17 protein-coding genes are annotated in these 19,072 nt (G+C 68.1%); 8 read left to right on the top strand and 9 right to left on the bottom strand.

Going from position 1 to position 19,072, the window contains the following annotated elements; translation table 11 throughout:
• The first annotated feature begins 4 nt into the window (after positions 1 to 4).
• The 4 genes from PIGHUM_RS04265 to PIGHUM_RS04250 are packed head-to-tail and all read left to right on the top strand — an operon-like array spanning position 5 to position 5,459.
• On the top strand, positions 5 to 925 hold the full coding sequence (locus PIGHUM_RS04265; protein ID WP_124078009.1) for an ABC transporter substrate-binding protein: 921 nt from the start codon (positions 5 to 7) through the stop codon (positions 923 to 925).
• A gap of 3 nt (positions 926 to 928) precedes the next feature.
• Positions 929 to 2,953 carry a Fe(3+)-hydroxamate ABC transporter permease FhuB gene (gene fhuB, locus PIGHUM_RS04260; protein ID WP_124078008.1) on the top strand — a complete coding sequence of 675 codons (2,025 nt, stop codon included), beginning with the start codon at positions 929 to 931 and terminating at the stop codon, positions 2,951 to 2,953.
• Positions 2,950 to 4,653, top strand: a complete 1,704-nt coding sequence (locus tag PIGHUM_RS04255; protein ID WP_124078007.1) for a cyclic peptide export ABC transporter — start codon at positions 2,950 to 2,952, stop codon at positions 4,651 to 4,653. Before fhuB ends, PIGHUM_RS04255 begins: the two co-directional genes overlap by 4 nt.
• Positions 4,650 to 5,459 carry an ABC transporter ATP-binding protein gene (locus tag PIGHUM_RS04250; protein ID WP_124078006.1) on the top strand — a complete coding sequence of 270 codons (810 nt, stop codon included), beginning with the start codon at positions 4,650 to 4,652 and terminating at the stop codon, positions 5,457 to 5,459. The genes PIGHUM_RS04255 and PIGHUM_RS04250 overlap by 4 nt, the downstream gene beginning before the upstream one ends.
• 53 nt (positions 5,460 to 5,512) lie before the next feature.
• Here PIGHUM_RS04250 and PIGHUM_RS04245 read toward each other — a convergent pair whose 3' ends face one another.
• Together PIGHUM_RS04245 and PIGHUM_RS04240 are read right to left on the bottom strand one after the other, a co-directional pair.
• A complete protein-coding gene (locus PIGHUM_RS04245) occupies positions 5,513 to 5,905 on the bottom strand; it encodes a RidA family protein (RefSeq protein WP_124078005.1) in 393 nt (130 codons plus the stop codon).
• Positions 5,906 to 5,969: 64 nt separating this feature from the next.
• A complete protein-coding gene (locus PIGHUM_RS04240) occupies positions 5,970 to 6,980 on the bottom strand; it encodes a Bug family tripartite tricarboxylate transporter substrate binding protein (protein WP_160142154.1) in 1,011 nt (336 codons plus the stop codon).
• Positions 6,981 to 7,057: 77 nt separating this feature from the next.
• Here PIGHUM_RS04240 and PIGHUM_RS04235 point away from each other — a divergent pair, with 77 nt between their 5' ends.
• Positions 7,058 to 8,071 carry a helix-turn-helix transcriptional regulator gene (locus tag PIGHUM_RS04235; protein WP_160142153.1) on the top strand — a complete coding sequence of 338 codons (1,014 nt, stop codon included), beginning with the start codon at positions 7,058 to 7,060 and terminating at the stop codon, positions 8,069 to 8,071.
• 27 nt (positions 8,072 to 8,098) lie between these two features.
• Here the strand turns inward: PIGHUM_RS04235 and PIGHUM_RS04230 are convergent, their stop codons facing one another.
• Positions 8,099 to 9,007 (bottom strand): Bug family tripartite tricarboxylate transporter substrate binding protein, encoded by a 909-nt coding sequence (locus PIGHUM_RS04230; protein WP_124078002.1) that lies wholly within the window; start codon positions 9,005 to 9,007, stop codon positions 8,099 to 8,101.
• A gap of 103 nt (positions 9,008 to 9,110) precedes the next feature.
• On the opposite strand from PIGHUM_RS04230, the gene PIGHUM_RS04225 reads away from it, so the two are divergent.
• Complete coding sequence (locus PIGHUM_RS04225) at positions 9,111 to 10,022, top strand: LysR family transcriptional regulator (protein ID WP_124078001.1); 912 nt, start codon at positions 9,111 to 9,113, stop codon at positions 10,020 to 10,022.
• A 137-nt stretch (positions 10,023 to 10,159) separates the two neighbouring features.
• Positions 10,160 to 11,116 (top strand): Bug family tripartite tricarboxylate transporter substrate binding protein, encoded by a 957-nt coding sequence (locus tag PIGHUM_RS04220; protein ID WP_124078000.1) that lies wholly within the window; start codon positions 10,160 to 10,162, stop codon positions 11,114 to 11,116.
• A 48-nt stretch (positions 11,117 to 11,164) separates the two neighbouring features.
• Here the strand turns inward: PIGHUM_RS04220 and PIGHUM_RS04215 are convergent, their stop codons facing one another.
• The 5 genes from PIGHUM_RS04215 to PIGHUM_RS04195 all read right to left on the bottom strand — a co-directional run bounded on the left by PIGHUM_RS04215 (position 11,165) and on the right by PIGHUM_RS04195 (position 17,148).
• Entirely contained in the window at positions 11,165 to 12,124 is a 960-nt protein-coding gene (locus tag PIGHUM_RS04215; protein ID WP_160142152.1) for a tripartite tricarboxylate transporter substrate binding protein, read from the bottom strand.
• A 55-nt stretch (positions 12,125 to 12,179) separates the two neighbouring features.
• Positions 12,180 to 13,946, bottom strand: a complete 1,767-nt coding sequence (locus PIGHUM_RS04210) for a thiamine pyrophosphate-requiring protein (protein ID WP_222929213.1) — start codon at positions 13,944 to 13,946, stop codon at positions 12,180 to 12,182.
• Positions 13,943 to 14,947 carry a DODA-type extradiol aromatic ring-opening family dioxygenase gene (locus tag PIGHUM_RS04205; protein WP_187697748.1) on the bottom strand — a complete coding sequence of 335 codons (1,005 nt, stop codon included), beginning with the start codon at positions 14,945 to 14,947 and terminating at the stop codon, positions 13,943 to 13,945. The genes PIGHUM_RS04210 and PIGHUM_RS04205 overlap by 4 nt, the downstream gene beginning before the upstream one ends.
• A gap of 123 nt (positions 14,948 to 15,070) precedes the next feature.
• Entirely contained in the window at positions 15,071 to 15,547 is a 477-nt protein-coding gene (locus PIGHUM_RS04200; RefSeq protein WP_342773166.1) for a MarR family winged helix-turn-helix transcriptional regulator, read from the bottom strand.
• Positions 15,544 to 17,148 (bottom strand): MDR family MFS transporter, encoded by a 1,605-nt coding sequence (locus tag PIGHUM_RS04195; protein WP_425466673.1) that lies wholly within the window; start codon positions 17,146 to 17,148, stop codon positions 15,544 to 15,546. Before PIGHUM_RS04195 ends, PIGHUM_RS04200 begins: the two co-directional genes overlap by 4 nt.
• Positions 17,149 to 17,261: 113 nt before the next feature.
• Here PIGHUM_RS04195 and PIGHUM_RS04190 point away from each other — a divergent pair, with 113 nt between their 5' ends.
• Positions 17,262 to 18,050, top strand: a complete 789-nt coding sequence (locus PIGHUM_RS04190; protein ID WP_124077997.1) for an EcsC family protein — start codon at positions 17,262 to 17,264, stop codon at positions 18,048 to 18,050.
• Between the two features lie 23 nt (positions 18,051 to 18,073).
• Here the strand turns inward: PIGHUM_RS04190 and PIGHUM_RS04185 are convergent, their stop codons facing one another.
• Positions 18,074 to 19,048, bottom strand: coding sequence for a Bug family tripartite tricarboxylate transporter substrate binding protein (locus PIGHUM_RS04185; protein WP_124077996.1), 975 nt, complete (start codon positions 19,046 to 19,048; stop codon positions 18,074 to 18,076).
• Positions 19,049 to 19,072 lie beyond the last annotated feature (24 nt).

Genomic DNA, 19,072 nt, shown 5'->3' with positions numbered 1-19,072 from the left:
ACGCATGACAGGCCGCCGGCGCTTTTGCCTGGGGATGGGAACGCAGCTCGCGCTGGTCCTGTCCGGCCGCGCGCGGGCGGCTGTATCAGCGGACGGCTCGGCGGCCTTGCCGCGCATCGCCTGTACCGACTGGGCAGCCGCCGAGAGCCTGGCCCTGGTGGGCAACATGCCCATCGCCGTGCCCGAACTCGATGTGTACCGGCAATGGCTGCCCGAGCCCGGGCTGCCGGCGGGCACCGCCGATCTGGGGGCGCGCACCGAGCCCAATCTGGAGGCGCTGTCCGCGCTGGCGCCGGACAGCATTTTCATTTCAAGCTGGCAGGCCGGCATGCTGCCGCTGTTCCGGCGCATCGCGCCGACCGAGATAGCCAGGCTGTTTGATGCCGGAGGCGATCCTTACCTCGGCATGCGCGAACTGCTGCTGCAAGCCGGCCATGCGAGCGGCCGCGAGGCGAGGGCGCGCCGCTGCCTGGACGACTTCGATGCGCAACTGGGCGCATTGCGGCAGGCATTGGCCGCCCGCCCTCGGCGCCCTCTGTACGTCGCCGTGCTGCACGAGAACGGCGCGCAGGCCTACGTGTATGGCCGCGGCAGTTGGGTGGACGCCGTGATCGGCAGGCTGGGGCTGCGCAATGCCTGGACGGCGCCCACGACCTTCTACGGCAACAGCCTGGTGGGAATCCCGGCCCTGGCCGGCGACCCGGCCGCCGCCATCCTTTACCTGGACCAGGGGGCCCGTACGCGGCGCGCGCTGGCACAGTTGCGCAGCAGTACATTGTGGCGCGGCCTGCCCGCCGTGGCGCAGGGGCGCGCCGTCATGATCCCGTCTTTCTTCGCCCTGGGCGGCATACCCTCGGCGGCGCGTTGCGCCCGGCTGCTCGCCGCCGCCATGGCCGACGGCGCCGCGATGGGCAGTGCGAGGTAGCCCATGGAACATGCGCTGCTTCATCTGCCCGCCGCTTCCAGGCCGTTCCGCTGGATTGCGCTGGCATCACTGTGCGCGGTGGCGGTCGCTTTTACGCTGTACACCCTGGCCGGGATCGCGCCGCCCTCCCGCTGGATCGCCATCCTGGACGGCCGCGCGCAGGACGCGGTGCAAAGCCTGACGTTCACCCAGGTGGCGCTCCCGCGTATCGCCATCAGCTGGGTGGTCGGCGCCGGGCTGGGCCTGGCTGGGCTGCTGTTCCAGCAGGCCTTGAGAAACCCGCTTGCGGATCCGGCGACCATCGGCGTGTCATCCGGCGCCTATCTGGCCCTGGCGGCCGCGACCCTGTATGCGCCGCGGCTCCTGGAATGGAGCGCCGAAGGCGTGGCGCTGGCGGGCGGTATCGCGGCGTGCGTGCTGGTGATGGCGGTGGCCCGACGTTCCCAATTCGCCACGATCCACATCATTCTGGCGGGACTCATCGTATCGCTGTTCTGCGGCGCCGCCGCGGGGGCGTTGACGCTGATGAACCACGAGTATCTGAACGGGCTGTTCGTCTGGCAGACCGGTTCGCTGGCCCAGAACGGATGGCAGAAAGTGGCGCGCATGCTGGCGCAGTACGCGGTGCTGGCGGTCTGTGCGGGCCTGCTGGCGCGGCCTCTCGTCATGTTGACGCTGGATGACGAGCGCGCGGCGGCCTTGGGCGTGCACGTCTCGCGGGTGCGCGCGGCGTCCATCGCCCTGGGCGCGGCCTTCAGCGCGATCGCGGTTGCCTGGGTGGGAGTCGTGGGGTTCATCGGCCTGATGGCGCCGCATCTGGCGGGAATGCTGGGGGCGCGCACGCTGGCGCAGCGCATGCTGGCCGCGCCATTGCTGGGCGCGTTGCTGCTGTGGGCAACGGACCAGGTGGTCCAGACCCTGGGACGCTCGGCAGCCTCGATTCCGACGGGCAGCGCCTGTGCGCTGCTCGGCGCGCCGCTGTTGCTGTGGCTGCTGTTCCGGCAGCGTGCAGGCCTGGGCACGCGGCCCGCGCCGGGTGCTGCATCGCCGGCAAGGCACGGCGTGATCCTGCAGGACAAGTACTCCGATCGAACCTTGCTGGCGCTGTGTGCGGCGGCGGGCGCGGCGAGCCTGCTGGTCGCGCTGGCCCTGGGGCGCGATGCGGCGGGCTGGACCGGCCTGGCCGATACCGCCTGGGCCACGATCCGCGATTGGCGCGTGCCGCGCGTCGCCGCGGCGGCCCTGGCGGGCGCCATGCTGGCCAGTGCCGGCACGCTGCTGCAGCGGCTGACCGGCAATCCGCTCGCCAGTCCCGAGGTCCTGGGCATTTCGTCCGGTGCGGCGCTCGGTGTCATCGGCGTCCTGCTGCTTACCGCGGATCTTGGCGCTCCGGGCATGCTTGCCGCGGCCAGCACGGGAGCGCTGGCGGCCCTGGCCGTGATCGCGGCGTTGAACTGGCGGGCGGGGTTCTCGCCGGAGCGGGTGCTGCTGACCGGCGTCGCCCTGTCTACGCTGTTCAGCGCCTTTGCGGCCTTCTTGCTGACGAGCGGCGACCCGCGCGCGGCCGCGCTGCTGACATGGATGTCGGGATCGACGTACCGTGCGACCAGCGCAAGCATTCTTCCCGGCCTGGCGATACTGGGGCTGGCTCTGGGCAGCGCGATCGCCGGCCGGCGCTGGCTGCTGATCCTTCCGCTGGGTGCGGAAGGGGCGCAGGCCCTGGGCGTCGCCGTGCTGCAGGCGCGGCTGTACTTTCTGGTCATCGTCGCGGTGCTGACGGCCAGCGCCACCATCCTGGTCGGACCGTTGAGCTTCGTGGGGCTGCTCGCGCCGCACATGGTGCGCGGATTGGGGCTGCAGCGGCCGCGCGCAGCGTTGGCCGGCTCCGTCCTGGCCGGCGCCGCCATTATGGTGCTGGCCGACTGGGCCGGCCGCATCGCGGTCTTTCCGTGGCAGATTCCGGCCGGACTGGTTGCCATGCTGGCGGGCGGTCCCGCGTTTTTGTGGTTATTGTGGAGAAGCAAATGAATCCCCCCGAGCCTGTAGCGTCCGACCCCCGGCCGGCTTCGTTGCTGCGCGAGGCCGTGCGCCTGCTCAGGCCTTTCTGGAAGGTCGCCATCCTGGCCACCGTCATGGGCGCCGCCAGCGGCCTGGCGACCGCCTGGCTGCTGGCGACGGTGAACCGCGCGCTGCACATGCCGCAAGGGGCGACAGCGGGTCTGCTGGGGTTGTTCGCGGGGCTCTGTGTGGTGACCATCGCCGGGGAAATTGCCTCGGACCTGGGCAATGGCCTGGTCGGGCAGAACGTGGTGGCCAAGCTGCGCAAAGACCTGTCCGAAAAAATCCTGTCCGCGCCGATTGCGCAGATCGAGCGCTTTCGCGTCCATCGCATTACCACCACGCTGAACCAGGATATCGACACGATCAGCACGTTCACTTTCGGCTTCTCGGGGCTGGCGATCGCCATGGCGATCACCATCGGCTGTTTCGCCTATCTGGCGGTGCTGTCGCCGCTGCTCAGCCTGCTGGCCGCGGCGGCCATCGCCCTGGGCAGTTGGGGCCACGCCATGGCCCGCCAGCGCGGGCGCAAGGGCTTCGAGGCCGCGCGCGACGCGCAGGACGAATTGCAGCGCCACTATCGCGCCATCACGGAAGGTTCGAAGGAACTGCGCATCAACCGGGACCGGCGCCGTACGCTGCGCGATGCCTACCTGAACGCCACGATCGAACGCATCCGCGACTTGCGCGTGCGCGCCATGCGCGTTTTCATGTCCGCCAATGCCTTCGGCTCGGCCTTGTTCTTCATCGTCATCGGCGTCGTGCTGGCGCTGCAGAACAAGTTGTCCGCCGGAGCGCCCGTATTGTCCGGCTTCGTCATCGTGCTGCTGTACGTGAAGGGGCCGTTGACGCAACTGATCAGCGCACTGCCCATGCTGGGACAGACCCAGATCGCCATACGCCGTGTCGCGGAACTGTCGCTGAAGTTCGCCAATCCGGAAGCCGACCTCTTCCCGGCGCCGGCCGCGCCGGCCAGGCCGGAGCAAGTCGGATCCATCGAGCTGCGCGGCGTTTGCTACGCCTACCCCACGGATGCCGGCGCGGGCATGTTTCAGCTGGGCCCCATCGACCTGCGCATCGAACAGGGCGAAATGCTGTTCCTGGTCGGCGAGAACGGCAGCGGCAAGACGACGCTCATCAAGCTGCTGCTGGGCCTGTACGAACCCCAGGAGGGAATCGTCCTGCTGGATGGCGAACCCGTGGTCGCGGACAACCGCGACGATTACCGCCAGTTGTTCAGTACCGTCTTCGCCGACTATTTCCTGTTCGACGACGTGGTGGTGGGGCCCGCCCAGGCCGCCGAGGCGGCTGTCTACCTGGAACGGCTCGAACTGGGCCACAAGGTATCGGTGACCGACGGCAGGTTCTCGACCACCGACCTTTCCACCGGACAGCGCAAACGGCTCGCTCTGGTCCATGCTTATCTGGACAAGCGGCCCGTGCTGGTGTTCGACGAGTGGGCCGCCGACCAGGATCCCGCGTTCCGCCGCGTGTTCTATACGGAGATCCTACCGGACCTCAAGCGCGACGGCAGGACGCTGATCGTCATCTCGCACGACGACCGCTATTTCCACGTCGCGGATCGCGTGGCGCACATGTCCGACGGGCGAATCGTCAGTGTGGAAAGCCAACCGGGCTCGCTGCGGCGGCTGGCGGCGGGGCGGCCATGATCGGAGCGTCCTCCGCGCGGCCCGCCGCGCCCGCATTGCTGGAACTGCGCGACGCCGGATTCCGGGCCGCGGGCGAGACGATTCTGCAACCGCTGACATTGGCTATCCCGGCCGGACGCGTGCTGGGAGTGATCGGCCACAACGGCTCGGGCAAATCCACGCTGGGGAGGATGCTTGCGCGCCAGCTCCTGCCGTCCACAGGCCGGCTGCTGCTGCGCGGCGCGCCGGCCGAGCGCATGGCCGCGCGCCAGTTCGCGCGCGAGGTGGCCTATCTGCCTCAGCATATTCCCGCGGCCGCCGGCATGACGGTGCAGGAACTGGTCGGCCTGGGGCGCTACCCCTGGCTCGGGGCCTTCCGGTCGCCCACCCGGGAAGACCGGGATCGGGTCCGGGAATCCATGGCCACCACCGGCGTGGCCGATCTGTCCACACGCCTGGTGGATACGCTCTCGGGCGGGGAACGCCAGCGCGTGTGGCTGGCCATGCTCGTCGCGCAGCAGGCCCACAGCCTGATATTGGACGAGCCGACCTCGGCGCTGGATATCCGGCACCAGGTTTCGGTGCTCGGCCTGTTGCGCCAGCTGGCGCGCACGCAGGGCGTGGGCGTCGTCGTCATTCTGCATGACATCTATATGGCCGGACGCTACTGCGACGACATCATTGCCTTGCGCCGGGGGCGCGTCGTGGCGGCGGGCGGCCGCGAAGAGATTCTTGCTCCCGACGTATTGCGCGCCATCTACGACATCGAGATGGACGTAATGATCCATCAAGCCTCGGGCGACCGCGTGGTGTGCCTGCGGGAATAGCTAGCCGGCGGTGTGCCGGCTGCCTGCCGGATAGCCTGGCCTGTTCCGAGTAATCAGGCCGAGGCCGCCGGCTTCCCGCCTTGCTTGCGCGCAATGACCTGCATTTCCACGTGCGCGCCGGGATACGCGATGCCGGCGATCATGGCCGTGCCGGTGGGCTTGCAGGGCAGCTCGTCCGCCAGCACCTCGATGACCGGGTGGACGTGCTCCATGGAGTCGATGATCAGCGTGTAGTTGACGATGTCTTCGAGCTTGGCGCCCGTCGCCGCCAGGTAGGCGGAGATGTTCCTGAGCATGAGCCGGGTCTGCTCCTGCACCGTCGGCGCCAGTTCTTGCGCGGTGTAGTCCATGCCTATGGTGCCCGACACGAAAACCCAGTCGTTGTCGAACATGGCGCGGCTGTAGGGGGCGCGCGGGAAAGGCAGGGGGAAATCCGCGATCTGCATGATGGTGTGCTCCGTGGCTGGTATGGGAATGGGAAGGCCCGCGCCGGCGGCGCGGAACGTGCGTTCAGTCGAGCTTGAAGCCCAGCTTGCGGATGATGGGACCGTAGCGGTCCAGGTCGGTCGAGATCTGGGCGCGCAGCGTGTCGGGGTCGTTGCGCTGCGCGGGCTCGAAACCGAAGGCCAGCAGTTTTTCGGTCACGTCGGGTTGCCGCACCGCCCATTCCACGGCGCCGGCCACCCGTTGCGCGATCCCGGCCGGCATGCCGGCCGGCCCCACGATGGCGAACCAGACCGACATGTCGATGCCTTTGAATCCCAGTTCGTCGAGCGTGGGTACGTCGGGCAGTCCGGAGAAGCGCCGGGCCGAACTCACCGCGAGGAAGCGTGCACGTCCGGATTTGACGAACTGCGCATAAGGCGCGATGCCGTCGAAGGCCGCGTCGACGGTGCCGGCCATCAGCGCCTGCGCCACTTCCGCGCTGCCCTTGAACGGCACCCGCCTGGCATGCGTGCCGGCCGCATCGTTGAAGGTGTCCACCAGGATCTGCGAGACGATGGCGGCGGCGCCGATGTTCAGTTCGGCATCGCGCGACTTGCCGCGCGCGACCAGGTCCGCCACGCTGGCCGGATCCTTGGGCTGGCTGCGCGCGACCACCGCGTTGGGGCCGACCACGGCCATGGACACCGGCGTGAAATCCTCCTTCGGGTCGTAGGGCAGCTTTTCGTAGAGCGCGGGGTTGAGCACGAAGGTCTGGTCGATCGACCACAGCAGCGTATAGCCGTCGGGCTGCGCGCGCAGCACTTCCTGCACGCCGATCAGCGTATTGCCGCCCGCCTTGTTCTCGACGATGAGCGGCTGCCCCAGCCGCTCTTGCAGCTTGAGCGCGATCAGGCGGGCCGCGACGTCGGCGCCGCCGCCGGCCACGAAGGGAACGACCAGCCGGATCGGGCGGTTCGGCCAGGCCGGTTCGGCGGCCATGGCCGGTACCGCAAGCGCGCAACACAGCGCAAAGCCTGCCCGCAGCAGGCTGACATGCCGGAAGTTCACCATTACACTCCGTCGGGAAGTTGCCATGATCCTAACTTTCCGGCGCGAGGCCATGTATGCAGATCGAATCGCAAACTGTGCCGATCCCCATCGCGAATCCGGTAATGCTCGAAGACGATCTCAACGCCATCCTGGCGCCCTCGGCGCCCGAGCCGGCCGCCTTGACGCTGTCGGACATCCTGGGCGAATCGCGCTGCAACGCGCCGTGGCCCAGCGGCGGGCAGGTCACGCGGCTGCATACGCAGCCTTGGGAAGGCGTCAGCGCGCGCTACTTCGATTTCAGTTTGAACGACCGCCTGCGGGTGCGGCTGGATCCCGAGAAAGAGCTGCTGCTGACTTTCTTTCTCGAAGGCCACGTCGTCGGACACATCGGCGACGAGCATGGCCCGGCGCTCGACTTCCGCCTGGACCGCATGCTGTTGCGGACGCCGAACCGCAATGGCGGCTACCTGATCGACATACCGGGTTCGTGCACTCATCGTTTCGTGCAGTTCCGCCTGCGCCGCGAACTGTTGCCGCGCTGGCTGCAGGCCCTGGGCGTGCGCATTCCGGCCACGCAGCTCGACGAAATGGTGGACCGCGACGACGGCCGCATCCTGTGCAACACGGCCGTCACTCCCAAGCTGCGCGGATGCCTGGACCGCATCCGCAGCGAACGCAGCGATCAACCCGCCTTCGTGCCGCTCTTCCACGCGCGCGCCACGGAACTGCTGCTGTGCGCTTTGCAGGATCTCGACGAACTCGTGCGGCCTGCGCGGTCGGCCACGGTCGACGCCCCGGCCGCCGTCGTGGCGCAGCTGCGCGCGATCATTGCCGAAGCGCCGGCGCATCCCTGGACGATCACCGAGCTGGCGCGGCGCATGGGCTGCACCGCTACCCGGCTTCAGCAGCACGTCCGGGATGCTGCCGGGGTCTCGGTATACAACCTGCTGGTCGCGCAGCGGCTGGAACTGGCCGCGACGCTGCTGCGCGAGACCCGGCTGGGCGTGCAGGCCATCGCGGCGGAAGCGGGGTGGCAGTGCCATTCCCGTTTTGCGGCGGTATTCCGGGCGCACCATGGCAGTACGCCGCGGGAATACCGGCTGCGGCACGGCAAGGCGCAAAAACCGTGCGCGTGACGGACGGTGCGGCCGTGAGTGCCGCCCTTATTCCGGACTGATGCGCAGTTTGCCCAGCACCTCGCCCCAGAGCCGGTGCTCCGCATGGGCCTTGCGCTTCAAGTCGTCGGGAGACCCGGGCGTCGGCACGACGCCGTGCCGAGCCAGCCTGCCGCTGGCGTCGGCGAGTCCGATGGCCTCGTTCAACAAGGCGTTGCAGGCGTCGATGGCCTGGCGCGCCGTGCCCCGGGGCGCCCACAGGGCGAACCACGGCTCGACGTCGAAACCGGCCAGCCCCTGCTGGTGCAGCGACGGCACGTCGGGATAAAGCGGAAACGGCGCCATGCGCGTGCCGCCCAATATGCGAAGGGTCTCCGTATGGGCGGCGGCGATCTGCATGGGCAGGATCATGGTTTTTATCTGCCCCGACAGCAAGTCGGCGACCGCGCCGGCGGAGCCTTTGTAGAGCACGCGCTCGAGCCGTATGCCGGTCATGGCCTGGATCATGGCCATGCAGAGATGGTGGTGGGTGGCCAGCCCCGGCGCCGCGTACTCCATGCCCGGATGGGCGTTCGCATAGGCGATGAAATCCCGCAGGTTCTCCACCGGCAGGCTGTGGTGCACGACCAGCGCGTGGTTGCCATAGCCTTCGATGCCTATGGGCTCGAAGTCGGCCAGCACGTCGAAAGGCAGGTGCTTGTAGAAGTACGGCAGGCTCAACGTATTGGAAACGTTGTTGAGCAGGGTGAGCCCGTCCGGCGTGGATTTCGCCACGGCGTCCATGCCCAGCATGCCCGATGCGCCCTCGCGGTTCTCGACCAGGCAAGGACGGTTCGCCAGGGCCGCCAGGCCCGGAGCGATGGCGCGCGCCAGCAGGTCGTTCGTGGTGCCGGCGGTTTGCGGGACCAGGATGCGGACGGGGTGGCCCATGCCGGGCCGGGGGGCTGTCGATGCCATGCGTCAATTATAGTGGGAGCTGTTCCACGCATTCCGCCGACCCGCCCGCGCATGCTGTTCGCGCAGGCATGGTGTGGCGGCACTCCAACGATAGGCGCCCGCCATGCCCATGAGCCTCAGGCAGTTGAGAATTTTCGTCTCCGTGGCCAGGACGGGAAGCACCATGGGCGCCGCATCCGACATTTCGTTGTCGCAATCGGCGGTCAGCGCCGCATTGAACGAACTGGAAGGCCTGCTCAACACGCGCTTGTTCGACCGCGTGGGCAAGCGGCTCATTCTCAACGACAATGGCCGCGCGCTGCTTGCCGAGGCAACCGCGCTGCTGGACAACGCACAGCAGATCGAACGGGGATTCTTCGACAAGCACGGACATGCGGCGGCGACCCTGAAACTCGGTTGCAGCACGACCATCGGCAACTACGTGCTGCCGGGTCTGCTTGCCCGGTACCGCCTGCAGTCGCCCCATACGCCGATCGAGGTCACCATCGCCAATACCGGGCAGATCGGCGCCGCGGTCGCCGCGTTCGAAGTGGACATGGGCCTGATCGAAGGAGCTTGCCAGGAAGCGGACATCCAGGTGATTCCATGGCTGCTCGATGAAATGGTCATCGTTTGTTCGGCGCGGCATCCGCTCGCTTCCGAACGGCATACGCGGCGCATCACGCGCGAGCAGTTGAGGGAGTCGCGCTGGCTGATGCGCGAGCGGGGGTCGGGCAGCCGGCAGGCCGTCGAGCAGGCCTTGCTGCCCTACCTGCACCAGTTGAACATGGACATCGAACTGGGCAGCTCCGAGGCCATCAAGCACGCGGCGGCCGAGGGGCTGTGGCTGGCCTGCCTGTCGCGCAGCGTCGTGCGCGATCTGGTCGCGTCCGGGCAGCTGAGCATCCTCGATACCGACCTGCCGCCGCTGACGCGCCGGTTCTACCTCATCCACCACAAGAAGAAGTATCTGTCGGAGAACCTCAACGCATTCCTGGCGCATTGCCGCAGCTATCCTTCCGTCTATCCCGCCTGACGCGGCCGTCCGCGCCGCCCGCCTATCTATCCAACCGCTATCGCTTATCCATATATTTCGTTGGTTGTGGATCGGGCGGCTGGGTACATTCCCCTTGATGTTTCGAAGAAGACATAAATCATCTAGGGAGATACGGCATGAAAATTCTCGGCAAGCTTTGCGGCAGTCTTGCCCTGGCATTCGCGGCGTCGACGGCCTCGATGGCGCAGTCGCCGCCGCTGCGCATCATCGTGCCGATGGCGCCGGGCGGGGGCATCGATACGCTCGCCCGCATGATGGCCCCGCCGCTTTCCCGCAAGCTCGACCGGACCGTCGTGGTGGAGAACATGCCTGGCGCGGCCGGGATCATCGCGACGGACTACGTCGCCAAGTCCAAGGGGGAGGGCATTCCGCTGCTCTTGACCAGCAACAACATCACCATCAATCCCTATCTTTTCAAATCCCTTCCCTTCAACGTCCTGACCGACCTGCAGCCGGTCGCCAAGACCACCACGATGCCGATGCTGCTGCTCGCCCATCCTTCCGTGCCGGTCAACGACGTGCAGGAACTGATCGGCTACGCCAAGGCGAATCCCGGCAAGCTCTCGTACGCGAGCCCCGGGACGGGCACGCCCCACCACCTGGGCATGGAACTCCTGAAGATCCGCGCGGGGATAGATCTGGCGCACGTGCCCTATAAAGGGACGCCGCCCGGCCTGGTCGATGTGCTGGGCGGCCACGTTCCGCTGATCGTCTCGGTCGTCACGCCGGTAGCCGAGGCGGTGCGCAGCGGCAAGCTGAAGGCCCTGGGGACGCTGGAAAAGCAGCCCGTGGCCGGCTTCGAGACCGTTGCCCCCCTGGCCAGGACCCTGTCCGGTTTCGAGGTCGAGGTATGGCACGGCGTCTATGCTTCCAGGAGCGTCCCGAAAGCCACGGTCGACCAGGTTTCCCGGGCCGTGCGCGAGGTCATGGCGGATCCCGGCATGGCGGAGAAGCTCAATGCCGCGGGCATCGTGCCCCAGCCGGGAACCGGCGAGGAACTGGCGGCGCTCACCGCGGACGACTTGAAGAAATGGGAGAAGGTGGTGCAACAGGCCGGCATCAAGCCGGAATGAGCGCCGGCGCGGGATTATCCGTGGGATGGTCCCGCGCCGGCCGGGCCTTCAATCCACCCGCACGCCGGCGTCCTTGACCAGCTTCTTCCATTTCGGCGCTTCCTTGGCGATGAGCGCGGTGAATTCCGCGGGCGAGCTGCCTACCGCCTCGACGCCCTGTTCCGAGAGTTTCTTGCGCACGTCGGGAGCCTGTATCGCCTTGACCAGCGCCTCGTTCAGCTTGTTCACGACGGCAGGCGGCGTACCGGCGGTCGTCATGATGCCGAACCATGGCGTGACCTCGAAACCGGGTACGCCTTGTTCGGCCACGGTGGGCACGTCGGGCAGCATGGACGCGCGCCTGGTGGCGGGCACCGCCAGCGGCTTGAGCTTGCCGTCGCGGATCTGCGGCAAGGCCACGGCCATTTGCAGGAACATCAGCGAGACCTGGCCGCCGAGCAGGTCGGTCGTGGCCTGTCCCACGCCTTTGTAGGGTACGTGCAGCAGGTTGACGCCCAGTTCCGCCTCGAGCATTTCCATGGCGAGGTGCGCGCCGCTGCCGTTGCCGGGCGAGGCATAGGTGATCTTGCCGGGCGACTGCTTGGCGGCGGCGACCAGTTGCTGGAAGTTCTGCACGGGAAGGGACGGGTGCGCGACGAGCACCATGGGCGACCACACCAGCTGGCTCACGGGCGCGAAGTCCTTGTCGGGGTTGTAGGGCAGCTTGTCGTAGAGCGCGCTGCGCAGCGTGACGTCCCGGCCGGTCACCAGGAGGGTGTACCCGTCGGGATTGGCCCGCGAGACGAAGTTCTCGGCGATGGTGCTGCCGCCGCCGCCTTTGTTCTCGACGATGACCTGCCAGCCGCGGTCCTCCGCCAGCTTCTGGCTGACCAGGCGGGCAAGGATGTCGGTGAAGCCGCCGGGCGGGTGGGGCACCACGAGCCGTATGGGCTGGCTCGGATAGTCCTGCGCCAGCGCTGCGCCGGCATGGGCCGCGAGCACCGCGGCGAAAAGTACGCTCTTGAACATGGCTGTCTCCTTCATCGTTGTAAGGGGCCGCCCCCTGCCGCCAGGGCCGATGGCCCTAATGCGTAGCAGAAAGCGAGGTGCGTACATCGACCAGCGCCTGCCGTTTCTCGCGACGGATGACGTTGACCGATCGTTCGAGCGCGCCCGCCAGCTGGTCGGCGCGCTCGACGACTTCCACATGCGCCCGGCTCGCCTGGGCAACCAGGGAGTAGGCGGGCACGGGGGCGAGCGAGGTCAGCGGCATGACCTCGCAGGCGGCTGCATGGCCGTCGCGGTGCACGCCCAGCGTGGCCCGGCGCACGGCGTTCCACATGCCGTTGTTCTTGATGATGGTGAGCAGCGGCAGGTCCCTGGCCTCGGCCATCTGGTGGCAGGCCACGGGATTGGCGAAAACGTAGGAGCCGTCTCCCACGCAGGCGACCACCAGCCGGTCGCGGTCGGCCATTTGCGCGCCCAGCGCCGCGCTCATGCCCCAGCCGAGCCCGCCGGAGTAGGGCGTGAAGAAGTAGCGGTTGCTGCCTTTGAGATCCATGTAGTCGGGGATGGCGCCCAGCTCGCTGAAGCACATGCCCTCGTCGCCCAGGATGTCCGAGATGTGCGCCGACAGACAGGCTCCCGAGATGGCGGGGCCGGCGTCGCGCGCCACGGACTCGGCGGCCTGCCGCCAGCGCCGCTCGGACAGGGAACGGTAGTGCGCGTGGCGTTCCCGGACGTCGCCGACGCGCGGCGCCAGGGCGGCGTGCAGCGCCTCCAGGCCGGCGACGGTATTGCAATCGATCGCCATGTCGGTCTGGAAACTGCGGACCGGCTGGCGCCGGCACAGCGTGTCGGGGCCCAGATGGGCGATCCACTTCCCGGACCCGGGGCGATGCAGGTGCTCCACCCAAGGCGTGGAGGCGTCCACGACCAGGATGACGTCGGCGGCGTCGAGGTGGCCGGCCGCGTCGTAGCCCAGCATCATGGGATGCCGCGACGGCATGACGTTGCGCACCGGCGATATCTCGATGACCGGGATCGCGCAGGCATCGGCCAGGCGCGCCAGGGCCGCGCCCACCCTGCCGGCGGGGTCGCCGCGCTCGGCCACGATCAGCGGGCGCTCGGCGCCGGCGAGACGGCGCGCCAGCAGTTCGATGGCCTGGGGGTCGGGATGGCTGGCGGTCGGCTGGGCGACGGCGAAGTTCTCGAGCCGGACGCCGGGCGGCAAGGGGTCGAGCAGGGGTTCGCGCGGAAAGCCCAGGAAGACGGGCCCGCGCGGCTCGTCCATGGCGAGCGCGGCAGCCCGTCCCACCAGGCTGCAAGCCTGTTCCGGATAGCGCAGCTCGTACTCCCACTTGACCAGTTCGCGGATCATCGCGTTCTGGTCATAGAGTTCCTGTCCGTACTGGACCGGCGTGAGCCTGGCGCCGGGACGCCCGTGCTCGGTGAGCGGCGTGCGGCCGGCCAGCAGGAACAGCGGGATGTTGTCGCTATGGGCGTTGAGCAGGCCGCACAGCGCGTTGGCCATGCCGACGTTCACGTGCACCATGACGGCCTGCATGCGGCCAGTGGCCAGGTAATAGCCGTGCGCCATGCCGACGGCCAGGGTCTCGTGCATGCAGGTGACGGGCTCGGGAACGCTGTCCGCGAGCCCGGGATTGGCCAGCGCTTCGATGATGGGCGCGAAGTCGTTGCCGGCATTGGCGAACAGGTAATCGACGCCGCTGTCCTTGAGCGCCATCAGCATGGCTTCCGCGGGCGTGGTGGTTTCGCATATCCGCATGTGCGTATGCTTCCTCGGTGCGGCCGGCAGCTCGCGCATGCCGGCCCTTTGGTTGGGGGTCATGCCCGGCGCTCGGGCTTCCATGTGGCGAAGGCCATGCCGCAACCCGTGCCCGCCGGCGTGCGGTAGCACGCTTCGTAGGCTTGCCAGTCCAGGCGAAGATGCTCGACGGCGCCGGCAACGGTGATCCAGTTGCGGATTTCCGACGAGCCCGAGTTCAGCCTGCGCGGATCGATGGCCTTGAGCGCTTCTGCGTCACGTTCGGCGCACGCGCGCAATATCAGGCGGTCGAGTTCTTCGTCGACGGTGAAATGGCTGAGCCCGCCCGAGGCGACGATGCCCACGCGCGCATCGTTCTCCCAGCTGGCCACCGCCCGGGCCAGGGCCTGTCCCAGGGCGTAGCAGCGCGCCGGCCGGGGCTGGTTGGGCGGATAGTAGGTATTGAGCGCGATCGGGAGTATCGGGACCGGTTGCGCGGTCATCAGGCGCCGATGGACGAAGCCGAATGCGTGCCCTTCGCCGTGGGGCTTGGCCAGCTGCCGCGATTGGCTGATGTCGAAGGACTCGTCCATGAGCGAGTCGATCACGTGCCGGCCCAACTCGTGGGCGACGGGATATTCCCGCGGGCCTTCGTCTTCGTGATACTGCGAACGCGCCAGCCGCCAGAACGCCGGCGCCTCCGCGGGCATCGCCAGCGGCCGGTTGACGATGGTCTTGCCCCAGTACACCAGGATGGCGGGCAGGTTGTCGTCGCCGTACTGCTCGTTCTGGTCGTCGCCTATCACGATCACGGCGTCGAGCCGGGCGCTGGCGACTTCCTCGGCGAGCCGCTGGATGTGCGATTCGCATGCCGCGGCCTTGCGGGCCTGTTCTTCGGGCAGGAGGTCGCCGGCCAAGGAATCGCCCCGGCGTGTCGCCAAGGCCTCGTAGGTCGTCGGCTGGCCGACCTCGTCCAGCAGCTTGCGGCCGCTCTGGTCGATTTCCCCGTGCTTGCCGTAATCCCCCGCGGGACTATTGAGCATGGGGCTGTGGGAGGACCCTATACCCAGGACGATTTCTGCCATGGCTGCCTGCTGCCTCGTTGGCGATGCTGAAGATTCGTCCAGTGTAGGGAGCCGCCCCGGCTATGGATAACGGATTCTTTCTGTAGGCATTAGCAAAAAAGGAGATAACGAGCGGGCAGGGAATCAGGCGCGGCGATCCGGCGCCTGCGCCGTGCCCGCCTTCCTGAAGTTCTCTTCCAGCGCCCCCAGCACCCGCAGCAAGACGTCGAGATCCCGCTCCTGCAGGCCGTCCAGCGCTTCGTCGAAGAAGGCCAGGCGGCGGGGCATGGCCGCATCGACCACGGCCTGGCCGGCGGGCGTGAGGCTGACCCGGGTCTGGCGGTTGTCCTGGACATCGGTCTCGCGCGCGATCCATTCCTGCTGCTCGAGCGCCTGCAGCAGACGCGTCAGCGAAGCGGGGTCCAGCCTGCAGCGTTCGACCAGCTGTTTCTGCGCGCTGGCGCCATCTTCGGCCAGCGTGAACAGGATGCGCCAGCGCGGCAGGGCGTGGCCGACCCGGCCGCTGAAGCCGGCCTGCATGGCCCGGTAGGTCTGGCCCAGCCGCTGGATGACCTGCAGGCCGCGCTGTTCGCGGCCCATGGGCGCGCCGGCGGGGTTCATGGCTCTTCCCGGGCGGCGGGCCGCTTGCCGCGGTCGGGACGGACGATCTGGATGGCCGGGACGCGCCGCACCAGCCACAAGGCGACCAGGGCGATGAAGACGGCCAGGATCTGGCCGTTGTGGATGCCCGAGACCAGGGCCTGGCGGACGTGTTCGAGCAGTTCGGTGGCCTGGCCGCCGTGCTGGGCGAACTGTTCGGCCAGCGTGCGCTGCGCCTGCGGATCGACCAGGATCTGCGGATTGTGGAGCTGGGGCAGCCATTGCAGCGCGTTCTCGGTCTGCAGGACTTCGGTGACCCGCCACAGGTAGCTGTGGGAAACGATGGTGCCGACGATGGCCGTTCCCAGCATGCCGCCTATCATGCGGGTCGATTGCAGGGTGGCGGTGGCGATGCCCAGGTGGGTGCGGTCGGCGGTGTGCTGCGCGAATATGGTCAGGTTGGGCATGGTGAAGCCTATGCCGAGCCCGGCCAGGAACATGTAGAACGCGAACAGCGCATGCGGCGTGTCGTGGTGCGTGGTGACGATGCCCAGGCAGGCCAGGCCCATGGTGCCGAAGCCCGCGTACAGCATGCGGTTGGGCCGGTCGATGTGGCTGATGATGCGGCCGTTGAGGATGCTTCCCACGGTGATGCACGCGGCCATGGGCGTGATCAGCAGGCCCGCCTGCTGCGGCGACAGGCCGAAGCCGCCCTGCAGCAGCAGCGGCGCATAGAACATCAGCGCGAAGATGATGAAACCGACCAGCATCGCCAGCAGGAACAGCACGGCCAGCGCGGGGTTGCGGAACATGTCGATGGGCAGCAGGGGCTGGGGCGTGCGCTGCTCCCACACGTACAGCGCCGCGAAAGCGGCCAGGCTGGCGGCGCCGAACAGCAGGACGGTGCCCGAACTGCTGCCCTTGGGCAGCAGTTCGACCACCATCTGCAGGCCGCCGAGGGCCACCGCGATCAGCAGGGCGCCGGGCCAGTCGAGCTGGATCCGGCCCGCGGTGTGATGGCGGATGTGCGGCAGGAAGCGCACGATGAACAGGATGCCCAGCAGTCCCACCGGCACGTTGACGTAGAACACCGAGCGCCAGCCGTACTGTTCGGTCAGCACGCCTCCCAGCGAGGGGCCGATGGCGTTGGCGATGCCGAAGGCCGAGCTGACGATGATCTGCCAGCGCAGGCGCACCCGCGGTTCGGGAAACAGATCCGGGATGCAGGCGAAGGCGCAGCCCACCAGCATGCCGCCGCCTATGCCCTGCAAGGCCCGCGCCACGACCAGCCACAGCATGCTGGTGGCCGCGCCGCACAGCACCGAGGCGAGCGTGAACACCAGGATGGCGGCGATGACGAAGGGCTTGCGGCCGTAGTAGTCCCCCAGCCGCCCGAAGATGGGAATGGTGATGACCGAGGGGAGCAGGTAGGCCGTGGCGACCCAGGCATAGAGATCGAAGCCGCGCAGCTCGGCCACGATGGTGGGCAGCGCGGTGCCCACCACGGTCTGGTCGATGGCCACCATCATCATGACGAAGCACATGCCGAGCACCGCCATCAGCGACTGCCGGAACGGCAGCACCTGGCCCTCGGAATGCTGGGGAAGCGTAGACATGCAAATCCCGGGAATTATTGATGTATCAATGAATATTGTAGGCGCATACCCAACCTGCCGGGGCAACTTGTTTAAGATAGAAACCGGGATTGCCCGCCCGTTTCAACGAGGAAGCCCCTATGCCGCTGTCCGACGCCGACCTCCGCGCCCTGGCCCATGCCAAGCACCTGCTCGGGCATCCGGGCATTGCCGCACGCCTGGCGGGACTGGCCGGCAAGCCCATCGAGCGAACGCTGGCGGCCCTGCCCGGCAAGGCCTCGGCGCTGGTCGAGACGCTTACCCGCGGCGCGGTCGGCAAGGCCATGGACGTCGCGGTGCGGACCCTGGATCCGGCCCGCACCGGATCCTCGTCGGACCGCTGGCACAAGCTCGCCGTCGGCGCGACGGGAGCCGCCGGCGGCGCGTTCGGCCTGCCCGGGCTGGCCGTGGAACTGCCGATCTCGACCACGATCATGCTGCGTTCGATCGCCGACATCGCCCGCAGCGAGGGGGAGGACCTGCGCGTGCCGGAGGCGCGGCTGGAATGCCTGCACGTGCTGGCGCTGGGCGGCACCTCCAAGCGCGACGACGCCGCCGATGCCGGCTATTTCGCGTCGCGGGCCGCGCTGGCGCAGGCCATCGCGTCGGCCGGCCAGTACCTGGCGCAGAAGGGGGCGGTCAAGGGCAGCGCGCCGGTGCTGGTCAAGCTGATCGGCGACATCGCCGCGCGTTTCTCGGTGGCGGTCTCCGAGAAGGCGATCGCGCAGTCCGTGCCGGTAATCGGCGCGATCGGCGGCGGGGCGATCAACGCGCTGTTCATCGATCACTTCCAGGACATGGGCCGTGGGCACTTCACGGTGCGGCGGCTGGAGCGCGCGTACGGAACGGAGGCGGTGCGCGCGGCGTGGGAGGCGCTGCCGCGCGGCTAGCGGTCGCCCCCGCGGCGCGCGCCTTATTCGACGGTCGCCCCCGAGCTTCTGACGACCTTCTCCCATTTGACCGTCTCGCTCTTGATCAGCGCCCCGAACGCTTCCTGGCCCAGCGAGGTCGATTCCCCGCCGTTCGCCGCCACCTTCTGGCGCACGGCAGGATCGGCGGCAATGGCAAGCAGCATCGAAGACAGGGCGTCGCTCACCGCCTTCGGCGTCTTGCTCGGCACGACGAAGCCGCTCCAGACCGACGACTCGAAGCCGGGCACGCCCTGTTCGGCAATGGTGGGAACGTCCGGAAGAAGCGGAGAGCGCCGGGTTCCGCTGGTTCCCAGGACCTTCAGCTGATTGGCCTTGATGCCGGCCAGCAGCGCGCCGTCTATTGCCCGGAACGCGAGATCGATGCGGCCCGCCATGAGGTCCGTCTGGACCGTGCCGGCGCTCTTGTAGGGCACGTGGGTGATGTCGATGCCGGCCTCGGACGCGAAGAAAGCCCCGGTGATGTGGCCGGACGTGCCCGAGCCGGACGATCCGTAGTTGAGGGTGCCCGGCTTGGCCCTGGCAAGCGCGATCAGCTCCTGGACATTGTTCGCCGGAAACTTGGCGTGCGTCACCAGCATGAAGGGCTGGGAGGTCACCATGGCCAGCGGCGTGAAGTCGTTGACCGGATCGTAGGACAGTTTCTGGAACAGCGAAGGGTTCACCGCCAGGGTCGTTACCGAGGCGAAAAGCAGCGTGTATCCGTTGGGCGCGGAGCGGGCGACGGATTCCGCGCCGATGATGGTGCTGCCGCCGGGCTTGTTCTCGATGTATACCGGTTGGCCGCTTGCCTGGCTGAGCTTTTCGGCGAAGATCCGGGCGTTGGTATCGCCCGGACCGCCCGCGCCCTGGGGCACGACGATCTTCAGCGGGTGCTCGGGAAAAGTCTGGGACTCGGCAGCCGGGGAGGAGACGATGCCTGCGGCTGCGCACAGGACCAGAGCTGGAAGTCGCTTCATGGGTGAACCCCTTACAGAAAGTGA

This window comes from Pigmentiphaga humi (assembly GCF_900606115.1).
GTDB classification, from domain to species: domain Bacteria; phylum Pseudomonadota; class Gammaproteobacteria; order Burkholderiales; family Burkholderiaceae_B; genus Pigmentiphaga; species Pigmentiphaga humi.
The sequence above is the reverse complement of the archived record's forward strand: the minus strand, read 5'-3'. Positions and strand labels throughout refer to the sequence as shown.

Excerpts from the sequence above, each read along its gene's own strand:
- PIGHUM_RS04215 (WP_160142152.1), bottom strand. The coding sequence starts at position 12,124 with ATGTTCAAGAGCGTACTTTTCGCCGCGGTGCTCGCGGCCCATGCCGGC.
- PIGHUM_RS04240 (WP_160142154.1), bottom strand. The coding sequence starts at position 6,980 with ATGGCAACTTCCCGACGGAGTGTAATGGTGAACTTCCGGCATGTCAGC.
- PIGHUM_RS04205 (WP_187697748.1), bottom strand. The coding sequence starts at position 14,947 with ATGGCAGAAATCGTCCTGGGTATAGGGTCCTCCCACAGCCCCATGCTC.
- PIGHUM_RS04230 (WP_124078002.1), bottom strand. The coding sequence starts at position 9,007 with ATGGCATCGACAGCCCCCCGGCCCGGCATGGGCCACCCCGTCCGCATC.
- PIGHUM_RS04210 (WP_222929213.1), bottom strand. The coding sequence starts at position 13,946 with ATGACCCCCAACCAAAGGGCCGGCATGCGCGAGCTGCCGGCCGCACCG.
- fhuB (WP_124078008.1), top strand. The coding sequence starts at position 929 with ATGGAACATGCGCTGCTTCATCTGCCCGCCGCTTCCAGGCCGTTCCGC.
- PIGHUM_RS04220 (WP_124078000.1), top strand. The coding sequence starts at position 10,160 with ATGAAAATTCTCGGCAAGCTTTGCGGCAGTCTTGCCCTGGCATTCGCG.
- PIGHUM_RS04185 (WP_124077996.1), bottom strand. The coding sequence starts at position 19,048 with ATGAAGCGACTTCCAGCTCTGGTCCTGTGCGCAGCCGCAGGCATCGTC.
- PIGHUM_RS04265 (WP_124078009.1), top strand. The coding sequence starts at position 5 with ATGACAGGCCGCCGGCGCTTTTGCCTGGGGATGGGAACGCAGCTCGCG.
- PIGHUM_RS04200 (WP_342773166.1), bottom strand. The coding sequence starts at position 15,547 with ATGAACCCCGCCGGCGCGCCCATGGGCCGCGAACAGCGCGGCCTGCAG.
- PIGHUM_RS04235 (WP_160142153.1), top strand. The coding sequence starts at position 7,058 with ATGCTCGAAGACGATCTCAACGCCATCCTGGCGCCCTCGGCGCCCGAG.
- PIGHUM_RS04245 (WP_124078005.1), bottom strand. The coding sequence starts at position 5,905 with ATGCAGATCGCGGATTTCCCCCTGCCTTTCCCGCGCGCCCCCTACAGC.
- PIGHUM_RS04225 (WP_124078001.1), top strand. The coding sequence starts at position 9,111 with ATGCCCATGAGCCTCAGGCAGTTGAGAATTTTCGTCTCCGTGGCCAGG.
- PIGHUM_RS04190 (WP_124077997.1), top strand. The coding sequence starts at position 17,262 with ATGCCGCTGTCCGACGCCGACCTCCGCGCCCTGGCCCATGCCAAGCAC.
- PIGHUM_RS04255 (WP_124078007.1), top strand. The coding sequence starts at position 2,950 with ATGAATCCCCCCGAGCCTGTAGCGTCCGACCCCCGGCCGGCTTCGTTG.
- PIGHUM_RS04250 (WP_124078006.1), top strand. The coding sequence starts at position 4,650 with ATGATCGGAGCGTCCTCCGCGCGGCCCGCCGCGCCCGCATTGCTGGAA.